The following is a 24,317-nucleotide window of genomic DNA, read 5'->3' as shown; positions in this document are numbered from 1 at the left end:
CGTAGTTTCTGGGCAAGCAGAATTGCTTGATCCCCAAAATTCATTAGAAGCACAGGCAGGTAAGAAATCGATTATTGCGACTCTGTTGGCGCAATCGAGTCGCCATTTATTTGGCCCGACTTCTGCGCCTGCTCTGCCACTCAAGCACCAAGTTGTTTCCATTGAGAGCCTTCTCAATAAGTTGACCTATCTCAAGCCTGATGAGATTAGCCAAATCAAAAAGGCATTTCAGTATTCTGATGCAGCCCACTTAGGTCAATACCGTCATAGCGGTGAACCCTATATTACCCATCCAGTTGCTGTTGCTGAGTTATGTGCCTCGTGGAAATTAGACGCAGCCTCGATCATGGCTGCGTTAATGCACGATGTCATTGAGGATACCGGTTCAACCAAAGCGGAATTGGTTGAGCGTTTTGGGGCGAAGGTTGCGGAACTCGTTGAAGGCTTAACTAAGCTCGACAAACTCGAGTTCCAAAGTCATGCAGAAGCGCAAGCAGAGAGCTTTCGCAAAATGTTCATGGCGATGGCTAGGGACGTGCGGGTCATTTTGGTCAAGCTAGCGGACCGCACTCACAATATGCGGACCTTGGATGCAGTGCCGATGGAAAAGCGCCGCCGAGTTGCTGCCGAGACAATTGAAATTTATGCGCCGATTGCCCATCGCCTGGGCCTCAACCTCATCTATCGTGAATTACAAGATCTCAGTTTCCGCTACTCAATGCCGATGCGTTTCCGAGTTATTGAGAAGGCCGTTAAACGGGCGCGTGGTAATCGCAAAGAGATGGTGGAAAAAATTCTGCAATCCACGCGTATGGCGTTTGCCAAATCCGATTTAGTAGTCGACTTACAGGGGCGCGAGAAAACCCTGTTCAGTATTTATTCCAAAATGCGCGCAAAGCATGTGAATTTTTCTCAAGTGCTGGATGTCTATGCATTCCGCGTCACTGTCAGCTCCATCGACGAGTGTTACCGCGCTCTCGGTATTTTGCATGCACTCTTTAAGCCCATGCCAGGGAAGTTCAAAGATTACATTGCCATCCCAAAACTCAATGGCTATCAATCCTTGCATACGACCCTGATTGGACCCTCAGGTGTTCCTGTAGAGTTTCAGATTCGTACGAGTGATATGCATGCGGTAGCCGAGGCTGGCGTCGCAGCCCACTGGGCCTATAAAGATGGCGCACCTGATATGAGTGAGGTGCAGAACCGAGCCCACCAATGGTTGCAATCGCTGATTGATATTCAGGATAGCAGTGGCGACCCGCAAGAGTTCCTGGAGCATGTCAAGATTGATTTGTTCCCCGATGCGGTATATGTCTTTACGCCTAAGGGGCATATCCGTGCCTTACCGCGTGGTGCCACTGCGCTTGACTTTGCTTACTCGATTCATAGCGATCTTGGTAATACCTGTGTCGCAGTCAAGATTAACGGTCTGCAATTACCGCTGCGCAGTGAGCTTAAGAACGGCGATATTATTGAGGTGGTGACTTCCGCTAGCTCACAACCTAACCCTGGCTGGCTAGCCTTTGTCCGCACGGGTAAAGCACGCGCAGCCATTCGTCATTCCTTAAAAACCAAACATTATTCTGAATCCCTGCAATTGGGCGAGCGGCTTTTGATGAGCGCCTTACGCCAGCAAGGAGTGGATGCTGCTTTATTGACTGCCGAGGTTTGGGAAAAATTACTCCATTGGACGGGTGATAAAACTCGCGAAGAGGCCTGCGTCAATATCGCACTCGGACGACGCTCACCCCAAGAGCTTGCGATTCGTTTGAAGATTCTGCTCGATGAGGAGGGTGTGGGCGAGCAAATGCGTTTAGATGCTGCCGATTGGGCTGCTACCCAGATTGAGCCTTCCTATTCTCATCAGCGTCAAGCCATCATTGTGGATGGCCGCGAAGGCAATTCCATTAGCTTCCAGAGCTGTTGTCATCCCATCCCCGGTGACAACATTATTGGCTACCTCGGTAAAGGCGAGGGTCTGCGCATTCATACTAATGATTGCCCCCATGCCTTGCGTATGCTCTCGAAAGATGGCGATAAATGGGTTGAGGTGGAGTGGGGTAAGGATATTCATCGCGAATTCGAAGTCGATCTGGCGGTCGATACTCACCAAGGCAAGGGCGTACTCGCTCGAGTGGCCAGTAGCATTACCTCAGCCGATTCCAATATTTTGAATGTCTCGATGGACGATCGTTATAAAGAAGATTCTGTAGTGATCCGCTTTACGATTCAAGTATCTGACCGTTTGCACCTATCTAAGGTGATGCGCAACTTGCGCTCTAATCACGATGTCATGCGCGTAATACGGACACGCTCAGAATAAATAGGCAGTGTCAAAGATACTGCACATCTAAGATTTCAATCTCAGTCAGACCAGTAGGTGTCTGAATCTTGACGCAGTCACCCAATCTGGCTTTGATCAGTGCTTTTGCAATCGGTGAGACCCAGCTCACATTGCCTCTATCTAAATCGACTTCATCTACTCCGACAATCGTGATGCGGGTTTCTTTCCCAGCATCTTTTCCTTCGAGTGCAGCATAGCTCACAGTGGCGCCAAAGAAGATCTGCTCTGCATCAGCTTCTCCCGATTTGCGGGCAGCGTTATCTACCACCACGGCGAATTCTAGTCGTTGATTCAGGAAGCGAATTCGGCGATCAATTTCCCGTAAACGTTTTTTTCCATAGATGTAGTCGCCATTTTCAGAGCGATCTCCGTTGGAGGCTGCCCAATGGACTACCTTCACAATCTCGGGACGTTCGACGTCTAAAAGCTGCAAAAGCTCAGTTTTGATCCGTTCGTGACCAGTGGGTGTGATGTAGTTCTTCTCTTCCATGGCATAATTATGGCTGTTGCGGCTGTAGCTCAGCTGGATAGAGTACTTGGCTACGAACCAAGGGGTCGTGGGTTCAATTCCTGCCAGCCGCACCAAAATATCAAGGGCCTAGTGTAAAAACTGGGCCCTTTTCCTTATGGGAGTCATCGAGATCCCTTATAGTTAGGCCATGAGCGTTTCTCAGACCATTCCCGGCCCATTAGAACAAAACCTCGATTCACCAGTAGCTGAATGGACTTTACTCGACCCCCTGCATGCCAAAGTGGCCCTGAAAGGGCAGGTCAATGTCTACACCTTGGCGCACACTTGGACAGACATTCGCCAAAAGCAGGATCTCTGGTTAGCACAGACCAAGGCTAAAAATCCTGCACTCTCATTTGATGCCAGCCAAGTCACTTCATTGGATGGCTCCGGATTTGCTTTTTTGATCGATCTTGAGCAGGCGCAAAAAAATGCCAGTGGTCAATTTGAGATCATTGGACTGGATGCGCGCTATCAACCGCTCCTCAAAGAATTTGAGCCGATTGGTAATTTGTTCCCCCCTGCAGCTGTAAAGCCAAAAAGAAGTTTTGTAGTCAGCACCGGAATGGCGACCCAAAATCTTTTGGATGATTCAGTAGGCTTAATTTCTTTTACTGGACACCTCGCATCAGACTTAGTGTGGTCGGTATGCAATCCCGCTAAAGTCCGTTGGGGCGATTTTGTGAATGCCGCTGTTCAAGCTGGTATTGCGGCCTTGCCGATTGTAGGTTTAGTGGCCTTTCTGATTGGCGTGATTTTGTCCTTTCAATCCGCCATTGGTATGCAACAGTTTGGCGCCATCTCTTTTGTGGGGCCCTTAGTTTCTCTCGGCATTTTCCGCGAACTCGGACCATTGATCACCGCGATCTTATTGGCTGGCCGTTCCTCTGCTGCGTTTGCTGCCGAGATCGGCACGATGACGGTGAACAATGAAGTGGATGCTCTAGTGACCGGCGGTCTAAGCCCAGTCCGTTTCTTGATCGTACCCCGGGTGTTGGCGGGTATTTTGGTAACACCAATTCTGACTTTATTTGCTGATCTTGTGAGCGTCTTTTCTTCAGCGCTCACCCTCGTTATTTATGGCGTACCCATGGTGAATTTCTATAACGGCATGCTGCAGGTAGTTGGTATAGAAGATATCTTCTCTGGCTTGATTAAGGCGACGCTGTTTGGTGTGGTCGTTTCAGCGGTCGGCTGTCTGCGCGGCATGCAAACGGGCACTGGCGCTGCAGCGGTGGGTATCTCTGCAACGCGGGCAGTCGTGAGCAGTATTGTGTTAATCGTGTTGGTGGATGGCATCTTTGCCTTCATTTCTTATAAGACGGGCTTCTGATGACAAACACACCAGCCATTGATGTGCAGAACCTGACCGTAGGTTATGGCTCAAATATTTTGCTCCAGAACCTCAATTTCTCCGTGAACGCTGGCGAAATCTTTGTGATTCTCGGCGGCTCGGGTTGTGGAAAATCGAGCCTATTAACCAATCTCAACGGCCTACATCAACCCTTGGCTGGTGATGTCTTGATTGAAGGGCAGAACATTACGACTGCAGTCGGTGCCGAGCGACAAAAAATTATGACGAGCTTTGGCATGATGTACCAGCAAGGCGCTTTATTTGGCTCAATGAATCTCTTGGATAACGTGACACTCTTTATGGAAGAGTACACCCAGTTGACGCAAGACCAAATGAAGCTCTTGGCACGTTGTAAGCTCGATTTAGTTGGTTTGCTGCCCTATGAAAGCTATATGCCAAACGAGATTAGTGGTGGTATGCAAAAGCGCGCTGCCATTGCGCGTGCGATGGCATTGGATCCGAAGATTCTGTTCTTGGATGAGCCTTCTGCAGGTCTTGATCCAATTACCTCAGCAGATCTGGACAGTACCATCTTGGATTTATCTAAAAATCTCGGTTTTACCTTTGTGATTGTTTCTCATGAGTTGGCGAGCATCTACGCCATTGCCGATAAAGTCATCATGCTAGATAAAAAGACCAAAAGTATTATTGCCGAGGGTGATCCCAAGGTATTACGAGATTCCAGCCCCGACCCTCGCGTCCATCAATTCTTTAACCGCATTATGAGTAAGGAAGTCGCATGACTAACAATGCCAATCCCAATTATTTTCGCTTAGGTGCGTTTGTACTCAGTGCCATCGCTGTTTTGATTGCCATTATTCTGATCTTTGGCGGCGGGCGCTTGTTCAAACCCTCCTTCATGGTGGAAACCTACGTCAAACAGTCTGTCACTGGCTTGGATGTTGGTGCTCCCGTTCGTTTTCGGGGGGTCAAGATTGGACAAGTTACTTTAGTCGGCTTATCTGGCGATATGTATGAGAAAGAAACTCCGATTACGGAGCGCAAAGAATATGTGGTGATCCGGATGCAAATCTTTGGCGATAAGATCGATCAAGAAAGTCTGAATACCTTTGTACAGGATCGTCTTCGTACTCGCGTGAAGTCGATGGGGATTACGGGTGTGAACTATGTTGAGTTTGACTTTGCATCGCACTCTTCTGCAGAAATGTATCCACCGCTAAAATTTCCATGGAAACCGGAGTATTTTGAGATCCCTTCATTGCCAAGTCAGGCTGATGAAATTCTTTCTGGGCTACAGAAGATTGTGGATTCATTGAGCAAAGCCGACATACAAGAAACCCAGCAAAAATTTAACGCCTTATTGACCAACCTCAACGTGCTGATGGCTGGCGATGGCAAAGGAAATCAGGGTGTTGTGAAGTCGGTGCAAGAACTCAATGTCGTCCTGGAACGGATTGCTAAGGTGACAGATAAAGGTGAGCTAGAAGTCTTAACCAGAGAGCTGATTGGCTCAATGGTCTCTTTGCGTCAGACTCTCACGAGTGTTCAAGGCAATACAGAAATCTCCATGGAAAATATTCGTCAAACGACCGAACAACTCAATGAGTTGTCGCGGATTGCCAGTCGCTCGCCTGCCACCCTTATTTGGGGGGAGCCTCCACCAAAAATTATTCTGCCCATGAATGGAACACAAAGCGGTAGCGCTGCGGGAGGTCAAAAATGAGATTCAATCACATCATGAGTGCCAATACGTTGAAGTTCATCCTCTGTGCTGCATCGGCCTGCACATTATTGGCCTGCTCTTTACCAAATCGCCCACCCATCGAGACCAATAGCTGGTTAGTGGCCCCTGTGAGAACGGGCCCTACTTATCAAGCTCGTACGGATATTTGGTTACGGATGGGCACAGTTTCAGTAACGCCACCATTTGATGGTAAATCTCTGGTCTATCGCTTGGGTGATAACCGTTATGAGAAAGACTTCTATAACGTCTATGCCACATTACCAAATGAGATGGTCTCCAATGCTACTCGTCAGTGGATGAACCAGGCCAATATGTTTGCAATGACAGTGGGGCAGAACACCAGCTTCTTTCCTTTTTATACCTTGCAGGCTAGCGTAGAAGAGTTTTATGGTGACTACCGAGTTCGACCAGAGGCTGTTGTAACAGTCGAGTTCTTCCTCACCGTAACAACAGCAGGTAATGAAAAGCCGGTGATTGGAAATAATCGCTATACCAAGCGAGTTGCTTTGACGAATAACACCCCAGAAGCACTTGTTCAGGGTCAGCAAGAAGCCTTGGCGCAGATCTTGAAGCTATACGAAGTAGAGCTGAATAAGTACGCTGCGAAATTGCCAAAGCCTTTGGGGCAGTAAGTCAGATCAGTGTGACCCGATTTGTTGGTAGAACGACTTGACGCGTACCTGCCAACCGATCGGGAAGTCCTTGACGCTGTAATGGACTTACTCGATCCAAGAAGATGCTGAGTGGCCACAAAAAGAGCGCCACAAAAAATAGCATCTCAATAATTTGCCAGCGATGTAAATCAAAGCAGTATTGGATACCAATACAAGGCGCAAGCCATAGTGATCCATAAATGTAACGCCGTATTGCTTGAATGCGGGTCGGCGCCATTCCATTGAGAGCAATCAGTCTGATGCGCCAGGTTTGCATCGCTAAAGTTTGTCCCGTCTTGGTCCAGTACCAAACAAAGTAAAACCCAAGCACGAGATACAGATATAAAAAAGTCAGCCAGCTCGGCAAAGAAATTCCGAACAAAATGCCTAGGGCTAGGTTCGGCAATAAAAAAGTCAAAGCCACAACGCCCAATAAAACGAGCTGTTCATAAAGGCTGCAAAACACTCTGCGCCAAAACTGGGGTGCAGGTAATGCATTCAACTCAGAAGGGGTCATGCAAATAGCTCAATAGGGATTTGAGTTTGAGGAGCTTTCGCTGTTAGATTCAGCGGGGGCGGTGCTCGTGCTAGCCGGATTGTGCGGAGCTTTGATGACAATGTCGGACTTTTGAGTTACCGGATGTTGTGTCAGGGTTGGAGAGCTCACGGCATTGGGTTTCTTTTTCCCCTCTTCGAGCTTGGCTAATTTCTTTTTTTGTTCCTCACTCAGTTTTTGATAGGCACTCCAGGCCTCTGCTTTTTTGTCTGCAGGAAACTTCAGGCTGGCAAGGTAGTTCTCGCGGGCAGTACGACGATCTTTTTGCGATAAATTTGACCAACTCTTCATCCTAGATTGCAGGCGCTGTTGCTCTGATTCACTCATCTTTGGGTAAAGATTGGAAACCTGAATCCAGCGTTTGCGACTTTCAGGGTTGAGGTAATCCCAGTCTTCCTCTAGCGGGGCCAGCATTGATTGTTGACTCGGTTTTAAGTTTTCCCAAGTGCCATCTGGTGTTTTCTCGGGAACGCCAGTTGCTTTTGCATGAGCACCACCGGCAGCTCCAGCGCTTTGGGCTTGTGCGCTGCTTAAGCCAACGGGCCCCAGAAAGCATAGAGCCAGCAGGACTAGGCTACTGGCAAGATGGTTTTTGAGGGAGTGGGGCATACGCAGAATTAAGCTGGCTTAGCCAGTATGGGCTTAGTGAGTCGAAGGATCTACGCTATCAGAGTCCGAGTCTGATAGGGGGCCATTCTTTAAGAAGCTCAAAAAGCCGCTATCTGCATAGGCATCAGGTGGAACATCGTCCGTTAATAAGGCCGCATCGACTTGGGCAATGTCATTAATTCGTGAATCTTGCTGCCACTGAGCAATACCATAAAGACCCAGAACCAAAAAGGCGACGGGTGCAGCCCATCTGAAGCCATCCCAGAGCGTGCTCGAGTGTGATGACCAGTTACCAGCATTAGTGGCTAATACGTTAGAGCGAGCATGCACTTTAGCTCTGCTCAGTGACAGCGCCTTCATGCGTGCTGCATAAAGACGGTCTTTAATGTTTGCAGGTAAGTTTTGGGTTCCCTGACGCAAAAGAGCAGCGCTGGCCTGACCAAAGCGATCGGCTTCTAGTGGGGTCAAATTGTCAATTTTGCTGTGGTTCACAGGGTAATTCCTTTTAATTTCAATGCTTTAGCCAAAGACTGAGTTGCTCTTGAACAATGTGTTTTTACACTACCTTCACTACAATTCATTGCTTTTGCGGTATCAGAAATGCTGAGCTCATCCCAATAACGCATGAGGAAGGCTTCTCGTTGACGGACGGGTAATTTAGATATTTCTGACTCCAGGGCCTGTAAAAGCTGACTTTGTTCCAGCCGTTGAGACCCATCCTGATGAATTTGGCTGTCATCTGGGGCAGAAAGTTGCTCTAAAGGGTCAAAATCATCGTTTTCCTCGGATTTTTTACCCATACTAGAAAATAGGGTCACCCAAGCATTTCTGACCTTTTGCCTTCTAAACCAGTCATGAATCCGGTTTTGGAGGATACGAGTAAAGACCAGGGGGAGTTCGGCGGCTGGCCGATCGCCGTATTTTTCAGCCAATTTGATCATCGCATCTTGAACAATGTCCAGCGCAGCATCGTCGTCTCGCACAGCGTAGACCGCTTGTTTAAAAGCGCGCTGCTCAACACTGCTCAGAAAATCAGATAGTTCTTGGGCTGATGCCATGCAAAGATTTAGACCTGAGTCGGTAAGGATTGAGTCATTTTAGGGGATTGCTATAGAATAGAGGGCTTACTGCCGAGAAAATCATTCAAGAAGTGGCTTTCTTTGGTAGCAGCGCCGTTCGAACCCCGGTCATAAGCCAGGGACAGAACAGACCAAACAATTTTTTGCCGAAAATTGCAAAGGACGAAAGAAAATGAATACAAGCAGCGCAGAATTTTTAGCTAAAACAGCTAATCCAGACTCAGCCAGCTCCAAAACCCCTCCACCAGAAATGATCGGTGCCGAAATGCTTGTGCATGCTTTGCACGCAGAAGGCGTTGAATTTGTCTGGGGATATCCCGGTGGAGCAGTGCTTTTTATCTACGACGAAATTTTTAAACAGGATAAGTTTGAACATATCCTGGTTCGCCATGAGCAAGCAGCAGTGCATGCGGCTGATGGCTATGCACGCGCAACCGGCAAGGTTGGCGTTGCTTTAGTCACATCCGGTCCTGGCGTAACGAATGCTGTTACCGGAATTGCGACCGCGTATACCGACTCGATCCCGATGGTGATCATTAGCGGTAACGTCCCCACTTATGCGATTGGTGAAGATGCTTTCCAAGAAGCAGATACCGTTGGTATTACGCGTCCAATCGTAAAGCACAACTTCTTGGTCAAAGACATTAAAGATTTGCCTCTGGTGTTAAAGAAGGCTTTTCATATTGCACGCACTGGAAGACCTGGCCCAGTCTTGGTCGATATTCCCAAAGATATCTCAGCAACCAAGGGACCTTTTGTTTACCCCGAAACCCTAGAGATGCGTTCGTATAACCCGGTAGTGAAGGGCCACAGCGGACAGATCCGCAAAGCCGTTGCTTTATTGCAAGAGGCTGAGCGTCCCTATATCTATACCGGTGGCGGCATCATCTTGGCCGATGCTGCGCCAGAGTTAAAAGAATTCGCTGACCTCCTAGGTTATCCCGTCACCAATACCTTGATGGGCTTGGGCGGTTTTCCTGGAACCAGCCCACAGTTTTTAGGCATGCTGGGTATGCACGGTACTTACGAGGCCAACATGGCAATGCAGCACAGCGATGTGTTGATTGCGATTGGTGCGCGCTTTGACGATCGTGTGATCGGTAATACCGAACACTTCGCAAGCCATCCCCGCAAGATCATCCATATTGATATCGACCCGTCTGTGATTTCAAAACGGGTGAAGGTGGATGTGCCCATTGTTGGCAACCTCAAAGAAGTGTTGCAAGAGATGACTGCGCAGCTTAAAGCAGCAGGGCCGCTCAAGAATGATGCCAAGCTGGCAGCGTGGTGGGCGCAGATTAATGAATGGCGCAAAAAAGATTGCTTGAAGTATGACGAGCAGTCCCAAATTGTGAAGCCACAGTATGTGATCCAGAAGCTCTGGGAGCTTACTGGTGGCGACGCCTTTATTTGCTCTGACGTTGGTCAGCATCAAATGTGGGCTGCCCAGTTCTACAAGTTTGATAAACCCCGCCGCTGGATTAACTCAGGGGGTCTTGGCACCATGGGCGTTGGCTTGCCATACGCTATGGGCATCAAGAAAGCCTTCCCAGATAAAGACGTTTTCACGGTGACTGGTGAGGGTTCGATTCAGATGTGTATTCAGGAGCTGTCCACCTGTAAGCAATACAACACGCCGGTGAAGATTGTGTCTTTGAACAACCGCTACTTGGGTATGGTTCGTCAATGGCAAGAGCTGACCTATAACAAGCGCTACTCCAGTTCATATATGGATTCTTTACCAGACTTCGTGAAATTGGCTGAAGCCTTTGGTCACGTTGGCATGCGCATTGAGAAGAAGTCTGATGTTGAGGGCGCACTCAAGGAAGCCATTCGTTTGAAGGACCGCACCGTATTTATGGATTTCCAGACCGATCCGGAAGAAAACGTTTGGCCTATGGTGCAGGCCGGTAAGGGCATTAGTGAGATGCTCTTGGGTAGCGAGGATCTCTAATGCGACACATTATTTCGGTTTTATTAGAGAACGAACCAGGCGCTTTATCGCGTGTGGTTGGCTTATTCTCGGCACGGGGCTACAACATTGAGACACTGAGTGTTGCGCCAACCGAGGATTCTTCTTTGTCGCGTATGACGATTGTGACAGTTGGTTCTGAAGACATCATCGAGCAAATCACAAAGCATCTGAACCGCTTAGTTGAAGTGGTAAAGGTCTTTGATTTGACCGAAGGTCCTCATATCGAGCGTGAGCTGATGATGATCAAAGTGCGCGCAGTTGGTAAGGAGCGTGAAGAGCTCAAGCGGACAACTGACATCTTCCGTGGCCGCATTATTGATGTCACCGATAAGAGTTACACGATTGAGCTTACGGGTGATGGCATGAAACTTGATGCATTTATTGATTCGATTGATCGTGCATCGATTCTGGAAACTGTTCGCTCGGGCGGTTCTGGTATCGGTCGTGGCGAACGAATTTTGAAGGTCTAATTTTTTTAACTGATTCATTACAAAGTAGTCCATATTTTTCACACAAGGAAATAGCATGAAAGTTTTTTACGATAAAGACGCTGATTTGTCCCTGATTAAAGGCAAGAACGTCACCATCATTGGTTATGGTTCACAAGGTCATGCACACGCATTGAACCTGAATGATTCTGGCGTCAAAGTTACAGTGGGCTTACGTAAAGACGGTGCCTCTTGGAAAAAGGCAGCAAATGCTGGTTTAACTGTTAAAGAAGTGGCTGAAGCGGTTAAAGATGCAGATATCGTCATGATGCTGTTGCCAGATGAGCAAATTGCCGATGTGTACAACAAAGAAGTGCATGCCAACATCAAGCAGGGTGCTGCTTTGGCATTTGCCCACGGCTTCAACGTGCATTACGGTCAAGTACAACCCCGCGCTGATTTGGATGTGATCATGATTGCTCCTAAGGCACCTGGCCATACTGTGCGCGGAACTTATGCTCAGGGCGGTGGTGTACCCCATTTGATCGCCGTGTACCAAGATAAATCAGGTTCTGCTCGCGATATCGCTTTGTCATATGCAGCTGCCAATGGCGGTGGTCGCGCCGGCATCATTGAAACCAATTTCCGCGAAGAAACTGAAACGGATTTGTTTGGTGAGCAGGCTGTTCTGTGTGGTGGTGCTGTTGAGTTGATCAAAGCAGGCTTTGAGACTTTAGTAGAGGCGGGTTACGCTCCTGAAATGGCTTACTTTGAGTGCTTGCATGAACTTAAGTTGATCGTGGATTTGATCTATGAAGGCGGTATTGCCAATATGAACTACTCCATCTCTAATAACGCAGAGTATGGCGAGTATGTCACTGGTCCTCGGGTTGTGACCGAAGATACCAAGAACGCCATGCGTCAGTGTTTGAAAGATATTCAGACCGGTGAGTACGCTAAGAGCTTCATCTTGGAAAATAAAGCGGGCGCACCTACTTTGATTTCTCGTCGTCGTTTGAATGCCGAGCACGATATTGAAATTGTGGGCGCTAAACTGCGTGCCATGATGCCTTGGATTGCCAAGAACAAATTAGTTGACCAATCCAAGAACTAAGTCACCAGATCACTAAAGAGACTATTTAAAGATGATGTATCCACACCCCCTGATTGCTAAAGAAGGTTGGCCCTATTTGGCAGTCTTGGGAGTCGTGACATTATTAGTCCACTCTCTAGGTGGCTTTACTTGGTCTTGGCCCCTCTGGATTTTGTTTTTCTTTGTTCTACAGTTCTTTCGTGATCCACAACGGATCGCTCCCCTTGGGCGTGATCTTGTGCTTTCTCCTGCCGATGGTCGTATCGTGGTGGTTGAAGTCACTCAAGATCCTTACGCTAAACGCGAGGCCTTGAAGATTAGCGTCTTCATGAATGTGTTTAATGTGCACTCGAACCGCAGCGCCGTTCACGGTCTTGTGAAGGAGATTCAATATTTCCCTGGTAAGTTCGTGAATGCGGATCTTGATAAGGCTTCCTTAGAGAATGAACGCAATGCCATGGTGATTGATGCCAATGGGCAGACGGTGACTTTGGTTCAAGTGGCTGGATTAATTGCACGTCGCATACTTTGTTATGTACACGTGGGTGATCGCCTGAAGGCGGGTGAGCGCTACGGCTTTATTCGCTTTGGCTCGCGGGTCGATGTGTATCTGCCTTTAACAGCGGTACCGATGGTGAGCGTAGGTGATCGGGTTTTTGCTACCAATACTGCCTTGGCTCGCTTACCAGGCTTAGATTAAAGACTTGAGAATGCCTACCTTTAGACGTCGTGGCCGAATCGAGCGCAGTCGCACTTCGCGTTCCCATTTTAGGCATCCCGAAGACCGCTTAGCAGCAGAGCTTGGTGATCCCCTCGATTACGAAGTTGAAGAGGTGCATCCAGAGCACCGGCGCCCACGTAATAAAGGGATTTATTTATTGCCAAACGCATTTACTACTGCAGCTTTATTCAGTGGTTTCTTTGCGATTGTGAATGCGATGAATCATGAATTTGGTATTGCGGCAATTGCGATTTTTGCTTCCTTAGTATTAGATGGGATGGATGGTCGAATCGCTCGCATGACCAATACCCAAAGCGCCTTTGGCGAGCAATACGATTCTTTGGCGGACATGGTCTCGTTTGGTGTGGCGCCTGCTTTAGTGGCGTATGAATGGGTTTTAAAAGACTTGGGTAAGTGGGGCTGGTTGGCTGCCTTTACATACTGTGCTGGTGCCGCCTTGCGTCTGGCTCGGTTTAACGTCAACACTCATGTAGTAGATAAGCGTTTCTTTCAGGGTTTGCCAAGCCCAGCTGCTGGATCGCTCTTAGCCGGTTTCATTTGGTTGGCTGATGACAATAAGATCCCAGTCCAGGATTACGCAATTCCTTGGGTTACTTTTTTAATTACGGTTTATGCCGGCTTAACCATGGTTTCTAATGCCAAGTTTTATAGCGGGAAGGCCTTGGACGTGCGCTATCGAGTGCCCTTTGGTGTGATGGTTTTGATGATTTTGGGATTTGTTTTGATCTCCACAAACCCACCGCTGACCCTATTTGGCTTCTTCGTCATTTACTCCATCTCAGGTTATGTGATCTGGGCTTGGGAAATGATGAATCCCAAACGATTTGGCTAATCCCCAAATTTTGGGTTATAGTAATTCCATGTTGATGAATTTCTCACTTTTAACTGGTCTCCTTCTAGCACTAAGCCTAAAGCTTGGGGCGGGTAAGGCCTGAGTTGATGAGACACTAAACATTCATTAACCACGACATACCAGCCCCAGCAATTTGCTGGGGTTTTTTATTTTTAAGAGCGTAGTTTTGAACCGGAGAGTAGCGATGAATGACAAAGTAATCATTTTTGACACCACCTTGCGTGATGGCGAGCAATCGCCTGGCGCCTCCATGACCAAAGATGAAAAGGTGCGGATTGCCCGTCAATTAGAGCGACTCAAGGTCGATGTCATCGAGGCCGGTTTTGCTGCCAGCTCAGAGGGCGACTTCGCAGCGATTGCTGCTGTTGCAGCTGCTGTGAAAGATTCGATTGTCTGCTCACTCGCTCGCGCTAATGAAAAAGATATCACCCGTGCATCAGATGCTTTGAAGCAAGCCAAGGCCAAACGAATTCACGCCTTTATCGCTACCAGTCCTTTGCATATGGCAGTCAAGTTGCGTTTATCACCTGAAGAAGTATTAGAGCAAGCCAAACGCTCGATTCGTTTTGCCAGAAACTTAGCAAGCGATGTGGAGTTCTCTGCTGAGGATGGTTATCGCTCCGAGATAGATTTCTTGGCAAGGGTAGTGGAGGCCGTGATTAATGAAGGCGCTACCACCATTAATATTCCTGATACCGTAGGCTACGCAATTCCTGAGTTGTATGGCAACTTTATTCACACCTTGCGCACTAAAGTCCCGAACTCTGACAAAGCGATTTGGTCTGTGCATTGCCATAATGATTTAGGGATGGCTGTTGCCAACTCTTTGGCTGGTGTGAAGATCGGCGGGGCACGTCAGGTCGAGTGCACCATTAATGGTTTGGGTGAGCGTGCCGGCAACACGGCTTTAGAAGAAGTCGTGATGTCATTGCGTACCCGCAAGGATTACTTTGATTTGACTTGCGGTATCGATGCGACGCAAATTGTGCCTGCCTCTAAATTGGTTTCACAAATTACTGGCTTTGTGGTGCAGCCTAATAAAGCCGTAGTGGGTGCGAACGCCTTTGCGCATGCCTCAGGCATTCATCAGGATGGAATCTTAAAAGCCCGCGAGACCTATGAAATCATGCGTGCAGAAGATGTGGGTTGGTCTGCAAACAAGATTGTTTTGGGTAAGTTGTCTGGGCGTAATGCCTTTAAGCAACGCTTGCAAGATTTGGGTATTACGGTTGAGTCCGAAGAAGCAATGAATGAAGCTTTTGTGCGCTTCAAAGCTTTGGCTGATCAGAAGGTAGATATTTTTGATGAAGACATTATTGCCATCATGTCTGACTCTGCTGCAGCAGATAAAGCAGAACACTACCAATTCATTTCTTTGAGTCAGCATTCTGAAACAGGTGCTCGGCCTAAATCAACCATTACTTTCCGAATGGGCGATCAAGAAGTAAGCTCTGAAGCGGAAGGCAATGGACCAGTTGATGCGAGCCTGAATGCCATAGAAGCAAAAGCGCAGAGTGGAGCAGAGCAGTTGCTCTACTCCGTCAATGCTATTACCTCCGGGACACAGTCACAGGGCGAGGTCACAGTGCGCTTGTCCAAAGGTGGACGGATCGTCAATGGCGTGGGCACTGACCCTGACATCATCGCAGCTTCAGCCAAGGCCTACTTATCCGCTTTGAATAAATTGCACGATCCAAGTCAGGCCAAACTCAATGCTCAGATGACGCCTTAATTCAGGTTAGAGTCTTTGTAATACTTGGTGCCCTTGCCGGTGATTTCAGCGGCAAGGCCTGAATCAGTCAATTGATACATTAGCAAGCCTGGAGCAGCTACTACTGCACCAGCATAAGCGGCGCCATCTTGATCGTACTTAGCGGCTACCGTGGTTTGTCCCCCGAAAGTCCAACCTGAATTAATGAAGTTATTTAAAGCCGCTTGAGTTTGAAACACAAAGATGTTTTGGAAAGATTTCACTCCTAGGCCAACCCCCGCTTGGACTTCAGCCATCTTCATATAAATGGGCTTGGCCCCGTTTTTGCTGATAACAACGCCACTGCCAGAGCCACCGCCAGCAATGAGGATCTTCATGCCAAAGTTACTAAAAGTCGCATAGGCAACCGCACTCTCAATGGCGCTCTTGGCGCTCGGCTCAGTTTTGTAGAGCCGATTCAGGATCTCTTGGTTCTTCTTCAGAATCTCATCTCGTTGCTGGGCTACGGTCTTATCGCTGCCCAAAATAGAGGAAAACTGGGCAAAAGCAGGGGTGTTAGTCATTAAAAGGCCCAAAAACCCTACCAAAACCAGTTTCTGAAGGAGTGTGCGCAGAGGGATCATTTATAAGTCCTTGATTAAATTGAAATATTTATTATTTATTGGGTTTAATGACATCAGAATACCAATCTTTCTTTTCATCATGGCGCTAGTTTTAGAGCTCTAGGCTCTGCTACAATTCGATGGCTTTGATTTTTAAAGCTTTTTTGTTTTTTAATCGCACGACACCAGATGGGTGAAAGCTCAGGTGATCGCAAGTAAGGAGTATGAAAAATGGCAGTTGCTGATATCAAGACGGCGGAAATCGTCAAAGACAATGCGCGCAGCGCAAACGATACGGGTAGTCCTGAAGTGCAAGTTTCTTTGCTCACAGCCCGCATCAATGAATTAACTCCCCATTTCAAGGCTAACGCTAAAGACCATCATAGCCGTCGTGGCTTGTTGAAGATGGTTTCACGTCGCCGTCGCCTTTTGGATTACCTCAAGGGCAAAGATTTGGGACGCTATCGCGCATTGATTGAGAAATTAGGTCTCCGTAAGTAATTCTTATTAGTATTGCTATGCCATCTTCCTTGGGATTGTTTCTTTCTAGATTCGGTCTTAAGCAGATGGCATGTTTTTGAGCGCTTCAAGATTATTTGTGTAGGGGATCGTGTCATTCCAATGAGTTTCTGAGTACCGTATTTAGAGTCTCCCTGGAATGGCATCCCTTGTAATCTGCAAACGCTCCAGTGTTGTCGTGACACTGCTTTATCCCGCGACAAGCGTCATGCTCATGTGAGTATGGCGTGAACAATTTGGAGAAGATCAGAATGACGATGTTTAAAAAAGCAGTAAAGAGTTTTCAATGGGGCAACCATCAAGTCACTATGGAGACTGGTGAGATTGCTCGCCAAGCTGGTGGTGCCGTGATCGTTAACGTAGATGACACGGTGGTGATGGGTACTGTGGTTGCTTCTAAGACCGCTAAGCCAGGCCAAGACTTTTTCCCACTCACGGTAGATTACTTAGAGAAGACTTACGCAGCAGGCAAGATCCCTGGTGGTTTCTTCCGTCGCGAAGGCCGTCCTTCAGAAGGTGAGACGTTGATCTCCCGCTTGATCGATCGTCCGATTCGTCCATTATTCCCAGAGGGCTTCTACAACGAAGTACAAGTTGTTATTCACGTACTCTCGATTAATCCTGAAGTGCCATCGGATATTCCCGCTTTGATCGCTGCTTCTGCAGCCTTGGCGGTATCTGGCATTCCTTTCAGCGGTCCAGTTGGCGCAGCTCGCGTGGGTTACACCAATGGTCAATATTTATTGAACCCAACTCGTACTGAGCAAACCACGAGCGAACTCGATTTGATCGTTGCCGGTACTCAAGCTGCAGTTTTGATGGTGGAATCAGAAGCCAATCAATTGTCTGAAGAGATCATGTTGGGCGCGGTAGTGTTTGGCCATGAGCAAATGCAAACTGCCATCAATGCAATTAACGATTTAGTGCGCGAAGCTGGCAAACCTGAGTGGGATTGGCAGCCTGCACCTAAAGATGAGCCCTTGATCGCAAAGATCACTGCCTTGGCTGAAGGTCCGTTGCGCGAGGCATATCAGATTCGTCAAAAGAGCGCTCGTTCTGAGAAGCTTAAAGCCACTACCAAAGAAGTATTGGCGAAGTTGGCGCAAGATGGTGAAGTGGACGAGGTTGCGGTTGGTAACATCATGTTCGAAATCGAAGCCAAGATTGTGCGCAGCCAGATTTTGAATGGTGAGCCACGTATCGATGGTCGCGACACTCGCACTGTTCGCCCAATCGAAATTCGGAATGGCGTATTGCCACGCACTCACGGTTCAGCATTGTTTACCCGTGGTGAAACCCAAGCGCTCGTTGTTGCAACATTAGGTACGGCGCGTGATGAGCAGATCATTGATGCGCTCGAAGGTGAGTACCGTGATCGCTTTATGTTCCACTACAACATGCCTCCATTTGCTACTGGTGAAACCGGTCGCGTTGGCAGTCCCAAGCGTCGCGAAATCGGTCACGGCCGTTTAGCGAAGCGCGCATTGATTCCAGTATTGCCAAGTCCAGAAGACTTTGCATACAGTATTCGTGTGGTTTCAGAAATTACTGAGTCCAATGGTTCTTCCTCCATGGCTTCTGTTTGTGGCGGTTGTTTGGCCATGATGGATGCTGGTGTTCCAGTGAAGGCGCACGTTGCTGGCGTAGCAATGGGCTTGATCCTTGACGGTAATCGTTTTGCAGTCTTGACCGACATTCTCGGTGACGAAGATCACTTAGGCGATATGGACTTTAAAGTAGCGGGTACCGCTAACGGCATTACTGCTTTGCAGATGGATATCAAAGTACAAGGCATTACCAAAGAGATCATGCAAGTTGCGTTGGCGCAAGCCCAAGAGGGCCGTTTGCATATTTTGAGCAAGATGCAAGAAGCGATGGGTTCAGTTCGCACTGAATTATCAGCACACGCACCACGGATGGTTAGCTTCAAGATTCATCCAGATAAGATTCGTGAAGTCATCGGCAAGGGTGGCGCAACCATTCAGGCATTGACCAAAGAGACTGGCTGCAGCATCGACATTAAAGATGACGGTACTGTAACGATCGCCTCTACCAGTGCTGAAGGCATGGCTGAAGCAAAAGCCCGCATCGAAGGCATTACGGCTGAAGCTGAAGTAGGTAAGATCTATGAAGGCCCAGTAGTGAAGTTGCTCGAGTTTGGCGCCTTGGTCAATATTCTTCCTGGTAAAGATGGCTTGCTCCACATCTCTGAGATCTCTACCGAGCGTGTAAAAGAAGTGAAAGACTATTTACAAGAAGGCCAGGTGGTTCGCGTGAAACTGTTGGCTGCAGATGAGCGTGGTCGTTTACGTCTCTCACTCAAAGCGGCCATGGCAGATGAGGGCGGTACGATCGAGCCCTTAGCTGGTAGCACTGCTGCTGAAGGTGCAGAAGCCGCTCCAATCTCGGAAGAGTCTAAATAAGTCTTTTTTCATTCGGGGTTTGTCATGCGCGTAATGGAAATCAAAGAGTTTGGCGCACCAGAAATGCTGGTGTCAGCCGCTCGCCCAGATCCTGCAGCTCCCGCTGCGGGCTCGGGTGAGGTCTTAATTCGGGTTCTTGCTGCTGGCATTAATCGTCCGGATGTATTGCAGCGTAAGGGCCATTACCCAGTGCCTGCAGGTGCATCCGATATTCCTGGACTTGAAGTTGCGGGTGAAATTATTGGCGGTGACTTAGCGCATGCCGATAACGCACTTGGATTGAAAGTCGGCGATAAGGTTTGTGCCTTGGTACAAGGTGGTGGTTATGCCGAGTTATGTACCGCCCCAATTGCGCAGTGCTTGCCTTATCCCATAGGATTTACTGATTTAGAAGCAGCCGCTTTGCCTGAAACGTTTTATACCGTATGGAGCAATGTTTTCATGCGCGGTGAACTTTCTGAAGGTGAAACTTTGCTAGTGCAGGGTGGCTCTAGTGGTATTGGTGTGACTGCCATTTTGATTGCGAAGGCACTCGGTCATAAGGTGTTTGTAACTGCGGGCTCAGATGAGAAGTGCGCTGCATGCTTGCAGTTGGGTGCTGACTTAGCGATCAATTACAAAACCCAAGACTTTGTTGAAGAGATCAAAAAAGCGACGGACGGCAAAGGCGTTAATGTTGTCCTCGATATGGTGACCGGCACTTATGTGCAGCGTGAGCTGGAATGTTTGGCTGATGATGGTCGGATTGTGATTATTGCCATTATGGGTGGCTCGAAAGCGGAAGTGAACACGGGGCAGATTTTGCGTCGTCGTCTCACCATTACGGGTTCTACATTGCGTCCTCGCCCAGTGTCATTTAAGAAGCAAATTACCCATCAATTACATGAGCGCATTTGGCCACTGTTAAATGCAGGCAAACTCAAGCCAGTGATTTATAAAACCTTTTCATTGGAAGAGGCGGCTGATGCCCATCGCTTGATGGAGTCTTCGGAGCATGTCGGCAAGATTGTGTTAACGGTTTAATGAGCTAAAGATATGCGTCCATTGATCGTTATCGCCAATTGGAAATTAAACGGCAGTCTGAAGAGTAATCAAGATTGGGTGCAATTGGTTTGCCGTGGCATGGAAAAGGGGATGCCTGCAGGTCGCAAGTATGTCGTATGTCCACCGTTTCCCTATTTGGCTCAATGCGCTGATTTGATTCAGGATTGCTCTGGAGCCTTTCTGAGTCTGGGTGCACAAGATGTATCGCGTCATGAGGCTGGTGCATTTACTGGTGAAGTTGGTGCGGCCATGCTCAAAGAATTTGGCTGTGCTTATGTGATCGTAGGCCATTCTGAGCGTCGTCAGATGCACGGTGAAAGTGATGCCGTGATTGCAGAGAAGGCGCTACAAGCCTTAGATCATGGTATGACCCCTGTTATTTGTGTCGGTGAGACTGCCGATGAACGCAATTCAGGCAGAGAGGTTGAGGTCGTCCGTGCCCAAGTTGCCAAGCTGGTAGCGGTTTTGCAAGACCGGTTAGCGGATTGCTTGATTGCTTACGAGCCTGTTTGGGCAATTGGCACTGGCAAAGTGGCGAGTGCTCAAATTGCCCAAGATATGCATCGTGCGATTCGATTTCAGTTGGCTGAGTTTGATGAAGACGTTGCATCTCATGTTGGCATTTTGTACGGGGGCAGTGTCAAGCCGGATAATGCGGTTGAACTTTTTGCGATGCCGGATATTGATGGCGGCTTAATTGGGGGTGCTTCATTGGATCCCCAGCAATTCCTGGCTATTTGTCAGGCATAAATTTTTATTTGGAGATAAGTCATGGAATGGCTAAAGACTTTATTGGTGGTATTGCAGGTAGTTTCTGCTTTGGGTGTCATCTTATTGGTGCTACTCCAGCAGGGTAAGGGCGCCGATATGGGTGCTGCGTTTGGATCAGGTGCTTCTGGCAGCCTATTTGGCGCTAGTGGCTCTGCTAATTTCCTATCCCACACAACTGCTGTATTTGCCGCAGTCTTCTTCATTTGTACTCTGGGTATTACCTGGATTGGTAGTCACAAGGCGGCGCCCCAAAGCGTTTTATCTGGCACCGTCGCGCCTGCTCAGGTAGCTCCAGCGACTCCGGTCGCGCCAGCGCAAGATCCTAGCAAACCTGCAGTACCAAAGTAATCTCAAAAGGGTGTTTTTGGGCCCATTTGAGTGCTTTGTGCTCAGCAGATAATGGGTGCAATGCAGTAGAATTGACAAGTTTTACAAGATGCCGACGTGGTGAAATTGGTAGACACGCTATCTTGAGGGGGTAGTGGCTTAGGCTGTGCGAGTTCGAGTCTCGCCGTCGGCACCAAAAAAGCAGTAAAAATGTCTTTGTTTTAGGAATAATTGATAATTTGTAACTCTTATAGGTTTTACTGGCTAATCGACTCAGAAACAACTCAGGATTACTTTGAATCTCGCTAATTACTTTCCTGTTCTGCTGTTCATCCTTGTAGGTATTGGGGTGGGTTTAGTCCCCATGTTCCTCGGAAAAATTTTGGCTCCTTCAAAGCCGGACGCTGAAAAACTGTCTCCTTACGAGTGCGGTTTCGAAGCTTTTGAAGATGCGCGTATGAAGTTCGATGTGCGCTATTACCTCATCGCAATCCTATTTATCTTATTTGACCTAGAAACTGCCTTTTTGTTCCCTTGGGGCGTTGCTCTGCGGGATATTGGGTGGTTTGGTTATGCCTCCATGGTGACCTTCTTATTGGAATTCATTGTGGGATTTGTATATATCTGGAAGAAGGGCGCTCTCGACTGGGAGTAATCAATATGGCACTAGAAGGCGTTCTCAAAGAAGGATTTGTTACTACCACTGCAGACCAGTTAATCAACTGGACTCGTAATGGTTCGCTTTGGCCAATGACTTTTGGTCTGGCCTGTTGCGCTGTAGAGATGATGCACGCAGGTGCTTCCCGTTATGACTTAGATCGCTTCGGAGTCGTATTCCGTCCTTCACCACGTCAATCAGACTTGATGATCGTTGCTGGAACGCTGTGCAATAAGATGGCTCCCGCTTTACGTAAGGTCTATGACCAAATGCCCGAGCCTCGTTGGGTGATCTCCATGGGCTCTTGTGCCAATGGTGGTGGCTACTATCACAACTCCTATTCAGTAGTGCGCGGTTGCGATCGCATTGTGCCAGTCGATATTTATGTACCGGGCTGTCCACCAACCGCTGAAGCATTGATCTACGGCATCATTCAGCTGCAATCGAAGATTGCGCGCACCAGCACGATTGCACGGAAAGCTTAAGATGTCAGATCGCTTAAATCAACTTGCTGCCAATCTTGAACCCGTTCTTGGTGGGCGTGCCCAATCCATTGAAATTGCTTTGGGTGAGGTGACCGTAGTGCTGAATGCGGATACGTATGCTGAGGCGGCACTCTTACTGCGTAATGATCCTGCCTTGGCTTTTGAGCAGCTCATTGATTTGTGTGGCGTTGATTACCAAGAATTCCGTGATGGAGCTTGGTCAGGCCAGCGCTTTGCGGTTGTTACACACCTCTTATCGATCGCGCATAACTGGCGCTTAAGAGTGCGGGTATTTGCGGCAGATGATTCGTACCCAGTACTTGCTTCACTTACACCTGTATGGGCCAGCGCCAATTGGTTTGAACGTGAAGCATTTGATCTGTATGGGATCTTGTTTGACGGTCATGAAGATCTGCGTCGCATTCTGACTGACTATGGCTTCATTGGCCACCCATTCCGCAAAGATTTCCCAATTACCGGTAATGTGGAAATGCGCTATGACCCAGAGCTCAAGCGTGTGGTCTATCAACCTGTCACCATTGAAGCGCGTGAGATTACTCCGCGCATTGTGCGTGAAGAGCAGTACGGAGGCCCGGTTTAAGTCATGGCACAAATTAAGAACTACACCCTCAACTTTGGTCCTCAGCATCCCGCTGCGCACGGCGTTTTACGTTTAGTGCTCGAGCTGGATGGCGAAGTCATTCAGCGTGCTGACCCCCATATCGGTTTATTGCATCGCGCTACTGAAAAACTCGCCGAGACTCGTACTTGGATTCAGAACGTTCCTTATATGGATCGTTTGGACTATGTATCGATGATGGTCAATGAGCATGCCTATGTGATGGCGATCGAGAAACTCTTAGGTGTTGAAGTGCCAGTGCGCGCTCAATACATTCGGGTGATGTTTGATGAGCTGACCCGCTTACTCAATCACCTCTTGTGGATTGGTTGTCACGGGCTAGACGTGGGTGCGATGGCCGTCTTTTTGTATGCCTTCCGAGATCGTGAAGCCATCTTTGATATGTATGAGGCTGTCTCTGGTGCCCGTATGCACGCAGCTTACTATCGTCCAGGTGGAGTCTATCGTGATCTGCCTGAGCAGATGGCTAAGTACTCTGCCTCTAAAGTGCGTAGTGCTTCTGCAATTAAGCGATTAAACGAAGATCGCAGTGGTTCTTTATTAGATTTCATTGAAGAGTTCTCGAATGGCTTTGATGCCAATGTCGATGAGTACTGCAATCTCTTAACGGATAACCGAATCTGGAAACAGCGCCTAGTAGGCATTGGTGTTGTATCTCCAGAGCGTGCATTACAGCTGGGCTTTACTGGCCCAATGCTCCGCGGTTCTGGCATCGAGTGGGATTTGCGTAAGAAGCAGCCTTATGAAGTCTATGACCGCCTTGATTTTGATATTCCAGTGGGCGTGAATGGCGACTCGTACGATCGTTATTTAGTGCGCATGGAAGAGATGTATCAATCCAATCGCATCATCAAACAATGTATCGCTTGGTTAAAAGCCAATCCCGGTCCAGTAATGAGTGATAACCATAAAGTCTCTCCACCGAAGCGTGTGGACATGAAGACCAATATGGAAGAATTAATTCATCACTTCAAACTCTTTACCGAAGGTATTCACGTACCGGATGGCGAGGCTTACTCCGCAGTTGAGCATCCTAAGGGGGAGTTCGGTATCTACTTAATTTCCGATGGTGCAAACAAGCCTTACCGTATGAAGATTCGTGCTCCTGGTTTTGTGCATTTGGCAGCCATGGATGAGATGTCTCGCGGTCATATGCTTGCTGATGCCGTCACCATTATTGGTACCCAAGATATTGTGTTCGGAGAGATTGACCGCTGATAACAGCGTGCCAC

General features: G+C 48.2%; 26 protein-coding genes and 2 tRNA genes. 22 read left to right on the top strand and 6 right to left on the bottom strand.

What is annotated here, in order from left to right:
• Positions 1-22: 22 nt before the first annotated feature.
• Entirely contained in the window at positions 23-2,326 is a 2,304-nt protein-coding gene (locus ICU98_RS05615; RefSeq protein WP_251365416.1) for a bifunctional (p)ppGpp synthetase/guanosine-3',5'-bis(diphosphate) 3'-pyrophosphohydrolase, read from the top strand.
• Between the two features lie 10 nt (positions 2,327-2,336).
• Here ICU98_RS05615 and greB read toward each other — a convergent pair whose 3' ends face one another.
• Positions 2,337-2,837 (bottom strand): transcription elongation factor GreB, encoded by a 501-nt coding sequence (gene greB, locus ICU98_RS05610; protein WP_215351140.1) that lies wholly within the window; start codon positions 2,835-2,837, stop codon positions 2,337-2,339.
• An 18-nt stretch (positions 2,838-2,855) separates the two neighbouring features.
• Here greB and ICU98_RS05605 point away from each other — a divergent pair.
• The 5 genes from ICU98_RS05605 (at position 2,856) to ICU98_RS05585 (ending at position 6,549) form a co-directional block, all read left to right on the top strand.
• Positions 2,856-2,932 (top strand) — tRNA-Arg (locus ICU98_RS05605).
• Between the two features lie 74 nt (positions 2,933-3,006).
• Positions 3,007-4,191: an ABC transporter permease gene (locus tag ICU98_RS05600; protein WP_215351137.1), complete on the top strand. Its 1,185-nt coding sequence runs from the start codon at positions 3,007-3,009 to the stop codon at positions 4,189-4,191.
• Positions 4,191-4,955, top strand: a complete 765-nt coding sequence (locus ICU98_RS05595; protein ID WP_215285430.1) for an ABC transporter ATP-binding protein — start codon at positions 4,191-4,193, stop codon at positions 4,953-4,955. Before ICU98_RS05600 ends, ICU98_RS05595 begins: the two co-directional genes overlap by 1 nt.
• On the top strand, positions 4,952-5,896 hold the full coding sequence (locus tag ICU98_RS05590; protein WP_215351134.1) for an MlaD family protein: 945 nt from the start codon (positions 4,952-4,954) through the stop codon (positions 5,894-5,896). Before ICU98_RS05595 ends, ICU98_RS05590 begins: the two co-directional genes overlap by 4 nt.
• Entirely contained in the window at positions 5,893-6,549 is a 657-nt protein-coding gene (locus tag ICU98_RS05585; protein ID WP_251365309.1) for a membrane integrity-associated transporter subunit PqiC, read from the top strand. Before ICU98_RS05590 ends, ICU98_RS05585 begins: the two co-directional genes overlap by 4 nt.
• Position 6,550: 1 nt before the next feature.
• On the opposite strand, the gene ICU98_RS05580 is transcribed toward ICU98_RS05585, so the two are convergent.
• From ICU98_RS05580 to ICU98_RS05565, 4 genes are read right to left on the bottom strand one after another with little or no spacing between them, the layout of a single operon-like run.
• Positions 6,551-7,087, bottom strand: a complete 537-nt coding sequence (locus tag ICU98_RS05580) for an RDD family protein (RefSeq protein ID WP_215351131.1) — start codon at positions 7,085-7,087, stop codon at positions 6,551-6,553.
• A 9-nt stretch (positions 7,088-7,096) separates the two neighbouring features.
• Entirely contained in the window at positions 7,097-7,735 is a 639-nt protein-coding gene (locus ICU98_RS05575) for a DUF3106 domain-containing protein (RefSeq protein WP_215351128.1), read from the bottom strand.
• Positions 7,736-7,768: 33 nt separating this feature from the next.
• A complete protein-coding gene (locus tag ICU98_RS05570; RefSeq protein ID WP_251365308.1) occupies positions 7,769-8,227 on the bottom strand; it encodes a DUF3619 family protein in 459 nt (152 codons plus the stop codon).
• A complete protein-coding gene (locus ICU98_RS05565; protein ID WP_215351125.1) occupies positions 8,224-8,793 on the bottom strand; it encodes an RNA polymerase sigma factor in 570 nt (189 codons plus the stop codon). The genes ICU98_RS05570 and ICU98_RS05565 overlap by 4 nt, the downstream gene beginning before the upstream one ends.
• Before the next feature lie 193 nt (positions 8,794-8,986).
• Here ICU98_RS05565 and ICU98_RS05560 point away from each other — a divergent pair, with 193 nt between their 5' ends.
• The 6 genes from ICU98_RS05560 (at position 8,987) to ICU98_RS05535 (ending at position 15,637) form a co-directional block, all read left to right on the top strand.
• The gene (locus ICU98_RS05560; RefSeq protein ID WP_215335788.1) at positions 8,987-10,768 is read left to right on the top strand and encodes an acetolactate synthase 3 catalytic subunit; all 1,782 of its coding nucleotides are present in this window, start codon (positions 8,987-8,989) and stop codon (positions 10,766-10,768) included.
• Positions 10,768-11,259 (top strand): acetolactate synthase small subunit, encoded by a 492-nt coding sequence (ilvN, locus tag ICU98_RS05555; protein ID WP_112204366.1) that lies wholly within the window; start codon positions 10,768-10,770, stop codon positions 11,257-11,259. The genes ICU98_RS05560 and ilvN overlap by 1 nt, the downstream gene beginning before the upstream one ends.
• Before the next feature lie 55 nt (positions 11,260-11,314).
• Positions 11,315-12,331: a ketol-acid reductoisomerase gene (ilvC, locus tag ICU98_RS05550; protein WP_215335787.1), complete on the top strand. Its 1,017-nt coding sequence runs from the start codon at positions 11,315-11,317 to the stop codon at positions 12,329-12,331.
• Between the two features lie 31 nt (positions 12,332-12,362).
• Positions 12,363-13,010, top strand: coding sequence for a phosphatidylserine decarboxylase (locus ICU98_RS05545; RefSeq protein ID WP_215351122.1), 648 nt, complete (start codon positions 12,363-12,365; stop codon positions 13,008-13,010).
• A gap of 10 nt (positions 13,011-13,020) precedes the next feature.
• Positions 13,021-13,884, top strand: coding sequence for a CDP-diacylglycerol--serine O-phosphatidyltransferase (gene pssA, locus ICU98_RS05540; protein WP_215335785.1), 864 nt, complete (start codon positions 13,021-13,023; stop codon positions 13,882-13,884).
• 205 nt (positions 13,885-14,089) lie between these two features.
• Positions 14,090-15,637 carry a 2-isopropylmalate synthase gene (locus ICU98_RS05535; RefSeq protein WP_215335784.1) on the top strand — a complete coding sequence of 516 codons (1,548 nt, stop codon included), beginning with the start codon at positions 14,090-14,092 and terminating at the stop codon, positions 15,635-15,637.
• Here the strand turns inward: ICU98_RS05535 and ICU98_RS05530 are convergent.
• The gene (locus ICU98_RS05530) at positions 15,634-16,179 is read right to left on the bottom strand and encodes a YSC84-related protein (protein ID WP_215351119.1); all 546 of its coding nucleotides are present in this window, start codon (positions 16,177-16,179) and stop codon (positions 15,634-15,636) included. The genes ICU98_RS05535 and ICU98_RS05530 overlap by 4 nt on opposite strands.
• A 270-nt stretch (positions 16,180-16,449) precedes the next feature.
• On the opposite strand from ICU98_RS05530, the gene rpsO reads away from it, so the two are divergent.
• From rpsO to ICU98_RS05480, 10 genes are all read left to right on the top strand, one after another.
• Positions 16,450-16,719 (top strand): 30S ribosomal protein S15, encoded by a 270-nt coding sequence (rpsO, locus tag ICU98_RS05525; RefSeq protein ID WP_112204355.1) that lies wholly within the window; start codon positions 16,450-16,452, stop codon positions 16,717-16,719.
• A gap of 269 nt (positions 16,720-16,988) precedes the next feature.
• Complete coding sequence (gene pnp, locus ICU98_RS05520; protein WP_215351116.1) at positions 16,989-19,160, top strand: polyribonucleotide nucleotidyltransferase; 2,172 nt, start codon at positions 16,989-16,991, stop codon at positions 19,158-19,160.
• Positions 19,161-19,184: 24 nt separating this feature from the next.
• Positions 19,185-20,183 carry an NAD(P)H-quinone oxidoreductase gene (locus ICU98_RS05515; RefSeq protein WP_215351113.1) on the top strand — a complete coding sequence of 333 codons (999 nt, stop codon included), beginning with the start codon at positions 19,185-19,187 and terminating at the stop codon, positions 20,181-20,183.
• Between the two features lie 12 nt (positions 20,184-20,195).
• On the top strand, positions 20,196-20,954 hold the full coding sequence (gene tpiA / locus ICU98_RS05510) for a triose-phosphate isomerase (RefSeq protein WP_215335780.1): 759 nt from the start codon (positions 20,196-20,198) through the stop codon (positions 20,952-20,954).
• 21 nt (positions 20,955-20,975) lie between these two features.
• Positions 20,976-21,323 carry a preprotein translocase subunit SecG gene (secG, locus tag ICU98_RS05505; protein ID WP_215335779.1) on the top strand — a complete coding sequence of 116 codons (348 nt, stop codon included), beginning with the start codon at positions 20,976-20,978 and terminating at the stop codon, positions 21,321-21,323.
• 90 nt (positions 21,324-21,413) lie between these two features.
• A tRNA-Leu gene (locus ICU98_RS05500) sits at positions 21,414-21,498 on the top strand.
• 99 nt (positions 21,499-21,597) lie between these two features.
• Positions 21,598-21,957 (top strand): NADH-quinone oxidoreductase subunit A, encoded by a 360-nt coding sequence (locus ICU98_RS05495; protein ID WP_215335778.1) that lies wholly within the window; start codon positions 21,598-21,600, stop codon positions 21,955-21,957.
• Between the two features lie 5 nt (positions 21,958-21,962).
• Positions 21,963-22,445 carry an NADH-quinone oxidoreductase subunit B family protein gene (locus ICU98_RS05490; protein WP_011902891.1) on the top strand — a complete coding sequence of 161 codons (483 nt, stop codon included), beginning with the start codon at positions 21,963-21,965 and terminating at the stop codon, positions 22,443-22,445.
• 1 nt (position 22,446) lies between these two features.
• A complete protein-coding gene (locus ICU98_RS05485) occupies positions 22,447-23,046 on the top strand; it encodes an NADH-quinone oxidoreductase subunit C (RefSeq protein ID WP_215351110.1) in 600 nt (199 codons plus the stop codon).
• Positions 23,047-23,049: 3 nt separating this feature from the next.
• A complete protein-coding gene (locus ICU98_RS05480) occupies positions 23,050-24,303 on the top strand; it encodes an NADH-quinone oxidoreductase subunit D (protein WP_215335776.1) in 1,254 nt (417 codons plus the stop codon).
• Positions 24,304-24,317 lie beyond the last annotated feature (14 nt).

The sequence above is a fragment of the Polynucleobacter sp. MWH-P3-07-1 genome, from assembly GCF_018687555.1.
Classification (GTDB): Bacteria; Pseudomonadota; Gammaproteobacteria; order Burkholderiales; family Burkholderiaceae; genus Polynucleobacter.
The sequence above is the reverse complement of the archived record's forward strand: the minus strand, read 5'-3'. Positions and strand labels throughout refer to the sequence as shown.

Bases quoted from the DNA above. Each gene is read 5' to 3' on its own strand.
- greB (WP_215351140.1), bottom strand. From the start codon at position 2,837: ATGGAAGAGAAGAACTACATCACACCCACTGGTCACGAACGGATCAAA.
- ICU98_RS05600 (WP_215351137.1), top strand. From the start codon at position 3,007: ATGAGCGTTTCTCAGACCATTCCCGGCCCATTAGAACAAAACCTCGAT.
- ICU98_RS05595 (WP_215285430.1), top strand. From the start codon at position 4,191: ATGACAAACACACCAGCCATTGATGTGCAGAACCTGACCGTAGGTTAT.
- ICU98_RS05590 (WP_215351134.1), top strand. From the start codon at position 4,952: ATGACTAACAATGCCAATCCCAATTATTTTCGCTTAGGTGCGTTTGTA.
- ICU98_RS05585 (WP_251365309.1), top strand. From the start codon at position 5,893: ATGAGATTCAATCACATCATGAGTGCCAATACGTTGAAGTTCATCCTC.
- ICU98_RS05580 (WP_215351131.1), bottom strand. From the start codon at position 7,087: ATGACCCCTTCTGAGTTGAATGCATTACCTGCACCCCAGTTTTGGCGC.
- ICU98_RS05575 (WP_215351128.1), bottom strand. From the start codon at position 7,735: ATGCCCCACTCCCTCAAAAACCATCTTGCCAGTAGCCTAGTCCTGCTG.
- ICU98_RS05565 (WP_215351125.1), bottom strand. From the start codon at position 8,793: ATGGCATCAGCCCAAGAACTATCTGATTTTCTGAGCAGTGTTGAGCAG.
- ICU98_RS05560 (WP_215335788.1), top strand. From the start codon at position 8,987: ATGAATACAAGCAGCGCAGAATTTTTAGCTAAAACAGCTAATCCAGAC.
- ilvN (WP_112204366.1), top strand. From the start codon at position 10,768: ATGCGACACATTATTTCGGTTTTATTAGAGAACGAACCAGGCGCTTTA.
- ilvC (WP_215335787.1), top strand. From the start codon at position 11,315: ATGAAAGTTTTTTACGATAAAGACGCTGATTTGTCCCTGATTAAAGGC.
- ICU98_RS05545 (WP_215351122.1), top strand. From the start codon at position 12,363: ATGATGTATCCACACCCCCTGATTGCTAAAGAAGGTTGGCCCTATTTG.
- pssA (WP_215335785.1), top strand. From the start codon at position 13,021: ATGCCTACCTTTAGACGTCGTGGCCGAATCGAGCGCAGTCGCACTTCG.
- ICU98_RS05535 (WP_215335784.1), top strand. From the start codon at position 14,090: ATGAATGACAAAGTAATCATTTTTGACACCACCTTGCGTGATGGCGAG.
- ICU98_RS05530 (WP_215351119.1), bottom strand. From the start codon at position 16,179: ATGACTAACACCCCTGCTTTTGCCCAGTTTTCCTCTATTTTGGGCAGC.
- rpsO (WP_112204355.1), top strand. From the start codon at position 16,450: ATGGCAGTTGCTGATATCAAGACGGCGGAAATCGTCAAAGACAATGCG.
- pnp (WP_215351116.1), top strand. From the start codon at position 16,989: ATGACGATGTTTAAAAAAGCAGTAAAGAGTTTTCAATGGGGCAACCAT.
- ICU98_RS05515 (WP_215351113.1), top strand. From the start codon at position 19,185: ATGCGCGTAATGGAAATCAAAGAGTTTGGCGCACCAGAAATGCTGGTG.
- tpiA (WP_215335780.1), top strand. From the start codon at position 20,196: ATGCGTCCATTGATCGTTATCGCCAATTGGAAATTAAACGGCAGTCTG.
- secG (WP_215335779.1), top strand. From the start codon at position 20,976: ATGGAATGGCTAAAGACTTTATTGGTGGTATTGCAGGTAGTTTCTGCT.
- ICU98_RS05490 (WP_011902891.1), top strand. From the start codon at position 21,963: ATGGCACTAGAAGGCGTTCTCAAAGAAGGATTTGTTACTACCACTGCA.
- ICU98_RS05485 (WP_215351110.1), top strand. From the start codon at position 22,447: ATGTCAGATCGCTTAAATCAACTTGCTGCCAATCTTGAACCCGTTCTT.
- ICU98_RS05480 (WP_215335776.1), top strand. From the start codon at position 23,050: ATGGCACAAATTAAGAACTACACCCTCAACTTTGGTCCTCAGCATCCC.